Raw genomic sequence first — 8,051 nt, forward strand, 5'->3', positions numbered from 1 at the left:
GGAAGCGGCGGGGGCGCTGCCGGGGGAAGCACGCGCGCTGGAGCGGGCGGCCTTCGCCCCGGAACGCTCGGGGTGGCGCAGACCTCCGCGCGCCTCGGGAGCGGTGCGCCCATGGAAGGTGATGACCTGCTTGACTGGGTGTCCCATCTCATTACCGCGGTATTTATTTCCTCGGTGGGGTAGCGGCGGGGCCGCCGCGGGTTATTCCGGACGTGTGGCCGAGGTTCCGGGGTTGTACTATAGGGCCCGTTTCGGGATGCCCCAGCGGGCTTCGTCACGCGGTGTAGCCGGTGTTCCCGGCTCGCTGGCCTACCCGCATGCTTACCTTTGTGACGATTGTGATTTTGAAGTACCTTTATCAATCCTGTCGTGATTTGATAAATTAAATCGTACGTTGTGGCGGTGGAATAGATGGGATGAGCTGCGGGTACCCGCGTGGAAAGCTGGCGTGCTCGTGTGTTTATGTTCGTTAAGGGCGCCTAAATCCAAGATACGGGATGACGCAACGGCACCGATGGTGGTGGCCCTGTGGAGTGGCTGCTCTTAGCGTAAGGAAGAATATGAAGAAAGTACTCAGAGGTGTCGTGGCTGCCGCGACCGCCTGCACGGTGATGCTGGGCGGCGCGGGCGCGGCTTTCGCGGATTCGACGAGCCCGAACGGAGCCACCGCGCCGGTTGCTTCAGATGCCTCTTCGGGTGCCGGAGCTGCGGGCGCTGGCGGTGCGGGCGCGCCGGCAGATGCCGCCGCTGCTGATACCAGCACCGCCGACTACGCCGCGGGCAAGATTAACGAAGCCCTGGGGGCTACCCCGGCCGAGCAGGCCGATGCCTGGATGGTCAGTGCGCTGCAGAATCAGGCCTCTCACTATTCCAAGGCCTATGTGGATCAGCGCTTCGTTGCGGCTGCGCAAGCCTATGTGAATGCCTACTCCAACGGGGTATCTGACCTGGACAAGGCGATTGTTGAAGTGACCAAGACGGCCAAGACCGTTGCGGAAATGGATCGCCGGGTCAACGAAGAATTCCAGAAGTCCGCGGCCGGAAATAAGAGCGAAGTCGTTCAGAAGATTCGTTCCTGCATCGACCTCGCCAAGCAGGGCAAGAGTAAGGAATTCAACCAGTGCCTCAACGGCATTATTGTGCTGCAGAACCTCGAAGCTTACGAGAAGATGATTATCGCCGGTGACGCGGTGCTCAACGGGGATGTTTCCTATATTGATGCGGAGACCCTCGCCCAGCTCAAGAAGGACGTTGCTTACCTGCGTGAAGCTACCGCGTACCGCCCCGAAGCTGAGAAGCTGACCGGTAAGACGTGGTGGAAGGATATTGATCCCGCCACCATTACCCCGCTTGGGGATGCCGATTATGCTCGCCTGGAACAGCTGCGCTGGATTATCTCCGGTGAAAAAGAATTCAACGGCGTGAAAACCACCTACGGGCAGAGCTCGGATCGGGTGCGTGACCTGGTCCGCAAGGCCGGCTCCCTCAAGGCCAAGGCTGATACCGCTGCTCTCATCGCGGGCTTGCAGAACCCGGTGGTGCGCAATGCGGCCCAGCAGCTTTTCGATGCTGCCCCGGATAACTATGCTGCCGATACCTTCTCCCATGTGCTTCCGCTCCTTGATGCTTGGGCTACCAAGCTGAGTGAAGCAAAAGCCGCTATTGAAGCCGAACAGGCCGCCCAGCTCAAGGCCCTAGCCGCGCTGGATTGCGCTCCGCAAGCCGCGCGTACCCAGGCCGAAGCCGATATTCAGGCAGCCACCGCTGCGGCACTCGAGAAGCTCAAGCCGGTTGTGGACGAAGGCGTGCTCACTGAGATCACTGCCGAACACGCGGCAACCGTGCGTGGCATCGTGCAGAAGGTTTCCGCCCTCAAGGAATGCACGCCGGCCGACCCGGCCCCGACCCAGCCGGCCGAACCGACGCAGCCTGCACAGCCGACCGAACCGACGCAGCCTGCGCAGCCGACCGAACCGACGCAGCCGGCCCAGCCGACCGCTCCGGCTCAGCCCGCGGATCCGACCGCGCCCGCGCAACCTACTGCGCCGGCACCCGCGGACCCGGCCCCGGCAGGATCCGCCAAACCGGCCACTCCTGCTAAGCCCGGCAAGACCGTGGTGAAGAAGTCGGCGAAGAAGCTCCCGAATACCGGTGCGGAAGCCGCTTCCTTGGCGCTCCTCTCCGGTGCCCTGCTCGCCGGTGGGGCGCTCGCGGTGCGGCGTCGTCGTGCTGCCTAAACGCGGCCATTAAATGAGCTGATGCTCGGGCGGGCCCGGCACGTGCGATATACCAGCGCGTGCCGGGCCCGCTTTTTTGAAAAACTAGTGACGTTTCATTTTTTTGCTCTAGGATGATAGGAAGCACAACAAAGGAGTTGTTATGACGATGAACGTGAGTCCGAATCTTCTCAAGAATTTTGCGCGGCGCACGTACGGCGTCGCGGGGGCGCTGCTGGTCATCGCGATTTTCCTCCAGATTGCGGGGCCCTTCGCCATGCTGGAGCTCAATGAGCTTCCCGCTGGCACCGCGGATCCGGTCAAGGTTGGCTTGGCCTATGTGGTCAAGGTGCTCATGGATATCTTTACCTTCCAGCTGGCCGGGGTTGCCGCGCTCATTGCTTTCTTGGCTCACCCCGTGCTGACCTCGGTGGTGAAAGAGGAAGAAAGCGGGGCGGGCGGCGTCGTCGTACCTAACGGCGCAGCGGAAGAAAGCCCAGCGCACTAAAACTCTCCCCGCGCGTTCGTGAGCTAGTTAGCACCCGGGCGGTTCGCGCGCGGTGCCAAAGTCCCGAGTGGGCGAAAATCTTCGCGGCTCAGGGCGAAAACGCCGAGTTAATCACGGCCTGAGCATGACGCGCGCGGGTGTTTTGAGAGACAATAGAAACAGCGGATATTCCGCGCAGGTAGCCACAACTATGTGGCACGGTCTATATGAAGGAGTACCTGTGGCATTCATTGAGGCAGTTAACGCCCGCGAAATTCTCGACTCCCGTGGCAACCCCACCGTTGAGGTTGAAGTTGTCCTGGATGATGGCACCTACAAGCGCGCATCGGTTCCCTCCGGCGCGTCCACCGGCGCCTTTGAAGCCGTGGAAAAGCGTGACGGTGATAAGGGTCGTTACCTCGGTAAGGGTGTCGAGCAGGCAGTGGAAGCGGTGAATGAAATCATCGCTCCGGAAATCATTGGCATGGACGCCAACGATCAGCGCGCTCTTGACGCGCTGCTCATTGACCTGGACGGCACGGATAACAAGGGCAAGCTCGGCGCGAACGCCATCCTGGGCGTGTCCCTCGCCGTGGCGCACGCCGCCGCCGAATCGGCCGGCCTGCCGCTCTACCACTACATTGGCGGCCCGAACGCCCACATCCTGCCCGTTCCCATGATGAACATCCTCAACGGTGGCTCGCACGCCGATTCCAACGTTGATATCCAGGAATTCATGATCGCCCCGATCGGCGCCGAAACCTTCAAGGAAGCGCTGCGCTGGGGTGCTGAGGTGTACCACACCCTCAAGAGCGTTCTCAAGGAACGCGGCCTGGCCACCGGCCTGGGCGATGAGGGCGGCTTCGCCCCCAACCTGGATTCCAACGCCGAAGCTCTGGACCTCATCGTCGAAGCTATCGAGCGCGCTGGCTACACCCCGGGCAAGGACTTCGGTCTCGCCCTGGACGTTGCCGCCACCGAATTCTTCGAGAACGGTGTTTACAAGTTTGAGGGCGGCACCAAGTCCTCGGACGAAATGATCGCCTACTACGAAGAGCTCGTGGAGAAGTACCCGCTCGTGTCCATCGAGGATCCGCTCTCGGAAGACGAATGGGATGCCTGGAAGAAGCTCACCTCCGAAATCGGTGATCGCGTCCAGATCGTTGGCGACGACCTCTTCGTCACCAACCCCACCCGTCTCCAGAAGGGCATCGAAACCAAGGCCGCGAACGCGCTCCTGGTGAAGGTGAACCAGATCGGTTCGCTGACCGAAACCCTCGAAGCCGTGGAGCTTGCGCACCGCAACGGCTTCCGCACGATGACCTCGCACCGCTCCGGCGAAACCGAGGACACCACGATTGCGGATCTCGCGGTGGCCACCAACTCCGGCCAGCTCAAGACCGGTGCTCCGGCCCGTGGCGAGCGCATCAACAAGTACAACCAGCTGCTGCGCATCGAAGATGAACTCGGTGAAGACGCAGTCTACGCCGGTCGCGCTGCTTTCCCGCGCTTCAAGGCCTAAGGCTCTGGAAGCTCTGGGCTGGCTAGCTGGGTAATCAGGTAGCCGGTGGCGAGTAGCCGGGTGGCCGGTTTTCCGGTTCGCTTATAGTGTGCTGCTTGCTGATAGGGCTGCTGGTCTGCCCGTAGCGCTGCTGGCTTGCATATATAGAGCTGAGTGCCGCTCCTTCTCTTCGGGGAAGGGGCGGCGCTTTGTTATGGGGCGGGTGTGCGGCCAGTCATTTGGGGGTGCGGACGGTTTCCTAGAGATTTTTAAGGAGAACGTTCAATGAGTAAGCGTACGTACACGAGAGAGCAGATCCGTAAAGCCCTCACCACCTACCAACGCACGCAATCGGTAACCGCCACAGTCCGTAAACTGGGCTACCCAGGCCGAGACACGCTCTACAAATGGATCCGGAATAGCAACGAGAAACCAGAGCAGAGAAAACCGAAGAAACACGCCCCTAACCAGAAAATATCAACGGACGTGAAAGTAACTGCCTGCAAGCGATTCCGCAGCGGGGAAAACGCCTACACTATCGCCCAGGATCTAGGAATCGTGAACTGCACAAACATCTATGCTTGGGTTAAAAAGTGGGATGCGGAAGGCAGTCTAGGACTCATGAACGAGAAAGAATGCGACCAGATCAAAGCGAAAACCCGCCACCAACTGGAAGCCCAGCTACCCCAAGACCCGGAAGAATTACGTGCTCTTGTAGCCGATTTAATCGTGCAGAAACGCGTCTTGAAAGCCCAGCTCGAGCTAGCAAAAAAAGGAAAAGCCCGCACAGGCGGGCGCAGTGAAGCGGTAGAGAAAACACGGGTAGCTAACCAGCTACGCTCTACCACGCCGCTAGCCATGGTCTTAGATACCTTGGATTTGCCGGCAAGCTCGTACTATTACACCGCTAAACAGCTAGAGCGGCCTGACAAGCATGCTCGCTTGCGTGAGTTGATCGCTCAGATCGCGCGCGAGGGCTTGTATACGTATGGGTATCGGCGTATCCGTTTAGCGCTTAGAAAGCTTGGGTATGTGGTCTCGGAGAAAGTCATCCAGCGCTTGATGCGGGAAGAGGAAATCCCGGTCAGGTATGCCAAAGCACGCCGGAAGTACTCTAGTTACGGCGGGGAGATCAGCCCGGCACCGGAAAACCTAGTCGAGCGTGACTTCCACGCTGATGAGCCCGGACGGCTTTGGCTCACGGATATCAGCGAGTTCCACGCAGCTAACGGGAAGGTTTATCTCTCCCCGATTATTGACTGTTATGACGGGAAAGTCGTGGCGTATACGAGGGGATTACACCCAACCTCAGTGTTGGCTGATTCCTCCCTTGAAAACGCCCTGGCAACCCTCCCGCACCAGCGTCTAAACGAGCTACAAGCCGGCCAGAGTGAGCATCCACTCGTGATCCATTCGGATCGGGGAGTCCACTACCGGTCTGTGTCCTGGATTGAGCTTACGCGGCGTTACGGGTTGACGCGGTCGATGTCGAAGAAGGGGTGTAGTCCGGATAATTCTGCTTGTGAGGGGTTTTTCGGGCGGATGAAAACCGAGATTTATCACGGGAAGAAGTGGGCTACAACCGATGAGTTATGCGAGGCGATAGACGAGTATATGTTCTTCTATAACCAGAAGCGTATTACCTTGAAGTTCGATGGTTTAACGATTGTGGAGCATCGTCAAGCGGTTTTAAGCGATAATGTCCAATAAACAGTCCGCAGCCCCTTTTTGTCCTATAAGCCTGAACGGCAGAACTGACCGCCTATCATCGGGGCGGTTCACAAAGTGGTACTGGAGCTACAGCCAACACCCGATTTTCTGTCGTGCAGTACCACTCTGTTCGTTCCGCTGTCGTGGAGTACCACTTTGTTGGGTAGCGGCGGGTGTCAGCGGGTTAGCCCCGGCGGCCCCGAAATGAAGTGCGCTTAAGAGCACCGTTTTGGGGCGATTTCCNAAAAGCGCCTTGGTGAGGGGAAAACGAAACGCGAGGTTATACGTGTGCTTAAACGCTACCTGGCCCGGCGGGTGTATCGCCTCTTGACCAGGCATATGCGTGCCGAGGAAACCGTACTTGCCTCTTGACAACATATAGAAGCGTCACTTGACGGGGGCACGGTTCGAAATGCGCACTTTGGCTCCCGCCGGTTCACCGCCCCGGCGGGAGGCGGGGGTGTTTTTCCGAGGTGTACTTCGCATGTACGACATATGCACTACAGCGCGGACAACACATGCCCCCTCCCCAGGTGCTGGTGTGACTATTGAGGTTTCGTGAGGCTCGTGAGATTCGCGCGGGCTGGTCGCTGAGGCTTGTCGAAATCAAAGTGCAACGGCAGCTACGTTAAGAAATTGTTTTGATGTCGCCAGGTTGAATCCTGTGGGGCTCGCTGCCGTGAGGTTGCATCCTGTGAGGGACTTGATCACCCGGATGCATTGTGTGAGCTTGGCGGGGGCGCGCCCTATTCGCGGGCGGTGATGCCAGGCGCCTAGACTGGTAGTCATGAGTGTTCGCCGTCCACCCTCGCGCCCTGAGCGCAACCGCCGCATCTCCGCGCGCGGAGTTCAGGGGAATCAAGGATCTGAAGCGAACCAAGGAAATCAGGCGAAGCGCCGCGGCGCGGCGCTGAAACGCAGGGATGCTGCGCTGCGCCCCCGAGATGCGGCGCTGAATCCCCGGGAAGCCGGGGCGAACCCCCACTCAAGTGGTACCCCGCGAAAAGCATCCGACCTCATGCCGCGCGGTAAAGCAGGTAGTCGGAAACCGAAGCGACCCGGTAGGGGAGCGGGCGGCGATGCGCAGGCACGCTCAGCCCGCACAGCTCGATCACCTCACTCAGCTGCTCGTTCAGCCAGCTCCCCGGCGCGGGCCGGGGCCGCTTACCGCAGTGAAACGTCATCACGCCCGGGGGCTGCCCCGCGGCCCGGAACCAAGCCCCGCACCGGAGGGAAGCCGTGGCAGGGCGGCAATCAGCGCCAAGCCACCATTAACCGCTCGGATAAAACCAGCCATTCCGGGCCGGGCGGTTCGCGGGGGAAGAAAGCCGGGCAAAAAGGCCAGCGCCGCGCCATAAAAGTGGAATCCGGTCAGCGCCAGCACACCGTGAGCCTGCGTGCGGTGGCCATCGCGCTTTTCGCGATCCTCGCCATTATTATTGTGACCCCCACGGTTTCGCGTTTCTCAGAACAGCAGCACGAATTGCGGGCGGTGCGCGCGGAGCTGGAAAATGTGCAGCAGCACACCCGGGAGCTCGAAGTGGAAAAAGCCCTGTGGAACGACCCGGATTACGTGCGGGCCCAGGCTCGGGTGCGGCTCGGTTACGTTGTTCCCGGCCAGCGGCTCTTCGTGGGCGCGGATCCGAATGAGGGCACCGCCCAGGAGCAGCTGGAAGAACGCGTGGCCACCGTCAATCGGGAACGCCGCGCGAATACCCCGTGGTACATTACCGGCTGGGATTCCATCACCATCGCGGGTAATTCTGTGGACGGGCAGATTGATAACCCGGACGAAGCCCCGATGTACACGCCGCCCACGCCGCAACCGGATAACGCCACGCAGCCGGCAGGTGAAACACCGGCGGACAGCTCGGCTCCCGCCCCGGCAGAACAACCCGCAGAACTGCCCGCAGAAGAACCCGCGCCGGAAGACGCCGCAAACCAGGACCCTAATACCGCGCCTGCCCAAGATACCGCGCCCGCCCCCGAAGGAGAATAAGCATGACCGATGTCCTCACCGAGCGCGACGTCACCCCCGAGCTTCTCACCCGCATCGCCGCGAACGCCACCCCGCTGCGCCCCACCGACCGCGCCGAGGTAGCCGCCCAGCTCGGGCGCGTCCCGCGCGGCCTCGTCG

At 60.5% G+C, this 8,051-nt stretch carries 7 protein-coding genes; 6 read left to right on the top strand and 1 reads right to left on the bottom strand.

Annotation, left to right across the window (positions count from 1 at the left end):
* The 5 genes from CZ322_RS10240 to CZ322_RS04855 form a co-directional block, all read left to right on the top strand.
* On the top strand, positions 1-183 hold a 183-nt coding region (locus CZ322_RS10240), incomplete at its 5' end, for a hypothetical protein (protein ID WP_234984465.1).
* A 377-nt stretch (positions 184-560) separates the two neighbouring features.
* The gene (locus tag CZ322_RS04840) at positions 561-2,237 is read left to right on the top strand and encodes an LPXTG cell wall anchor domain-containing protein (protein WP_087070447.1); all 1,677 of its coding nucleotides are present in this window, start codon (positions 561-563) and stop codon (positions 2,235-2,237) included.
* Between the two features lie 142 nt (positions 2,238-2,379).
* Positions 2,380-2,724 (top strand): hypothetical protein, encoded by a 345-nt coding sequence (locus tag CZ322_RS04845; protein ID WP_087070448.1) that lies wholly within the window; start codon positions 2,380-2,382, stop codon positions 2,722-2,724.
* 220 nt (positions 2,725-2,944) lie between these two features.
* The gene (gene eno / locus CZ322_RS04850) at positions 2,945-4,225 is read left to right on the top strand and encodes a phosphopyruvate hydratase (protein WP_016443220.1); all 1,281 of its coding nucleotides are present in this window, start codon (positions 2,945-2,947) and stop codon (positions 4,223-4,225) included.
* Between the two features lie 264 nt (positions 4,226-4,489).
* Positions 4,490-5,914: an IS3 family transposase gene (locus CZ322_RS04855; RefSeq protein ID WP_087069845.1), complete on the top strand. Its 1,425-nt coding sequence runs from the start codon at positions 4,490-4,492 to the stop codon at positions 5,912-5,914.
* A 1,016-nt stretch (positions 5,915-6,930) separates the two neighbouring features.
* On the opposite strand, the gene CZ322_RS10245 is transcribed toward CZ322_RS04855, so the two are convergent.
* On the bottom strand, positions 6,931-7,101 hold the full coding sequence (locus tag CZ322_RS10245; protein ID WP_180948902.1) for a hypothetical protein: 171 nt from the start codon (positions 7,099-7,101) through the stop codon (positions 6,931-6,933).
* A gap of 200 nt (positions 7,102-7,301) precedes the next feature.
* On the opposite strand from CZ322_RS10245, the gene CZ322_RS04860 reads away from it, so the two are divergent.
* On the top strand, positions 7,302-7,913 hold the full coding sequence (locus tag CZ322_RS04860) for an FtsB family cell division protein (protein WP_234984466.1): 612 nt from the start codon (positions 7,302-7,304) through the stop codon (positions 7,911-7,913).
* Positions 7,914-8,051 lie beyond the last annotated feature (138 nt).

Origin of the sequence: Actinotignum timonense (assembly GCF_900155575.1) — a bacterium.
In the GTDB taxonomy this organism is placed as follows: Bacteria; Actinomycetota; Actinomycetes; order Actinomycetales; family Actinomycetaceae; genus Actinotignum; species Actinotignum timonense.

Excerpts from the sequence above, each read along its gene's own strand:
- CZ322_RS04840 (WP_087070447.1), top strand. The coding sequence starts at position 561 with ATGAAGAAAGTACTCAGAGGTGTCGTGGCTGCCGCGACCGCCTGCACG.
- CZ322_RS04845 (WP_087070448.1), top strand. The coding sequence starts at position 2,380 with ATGACGATGAACGTGAGTCCGAATCTTCTCAAGAATTTTGCGCGGCGC.
- CZ322_RS04855 (WP_087069845.1), top strand. The coding sequence starts at position 4,490 with ATGAGTAAGCGTACGTACACGAGAGAGCAGATCCGTAAAGCCCTCACC.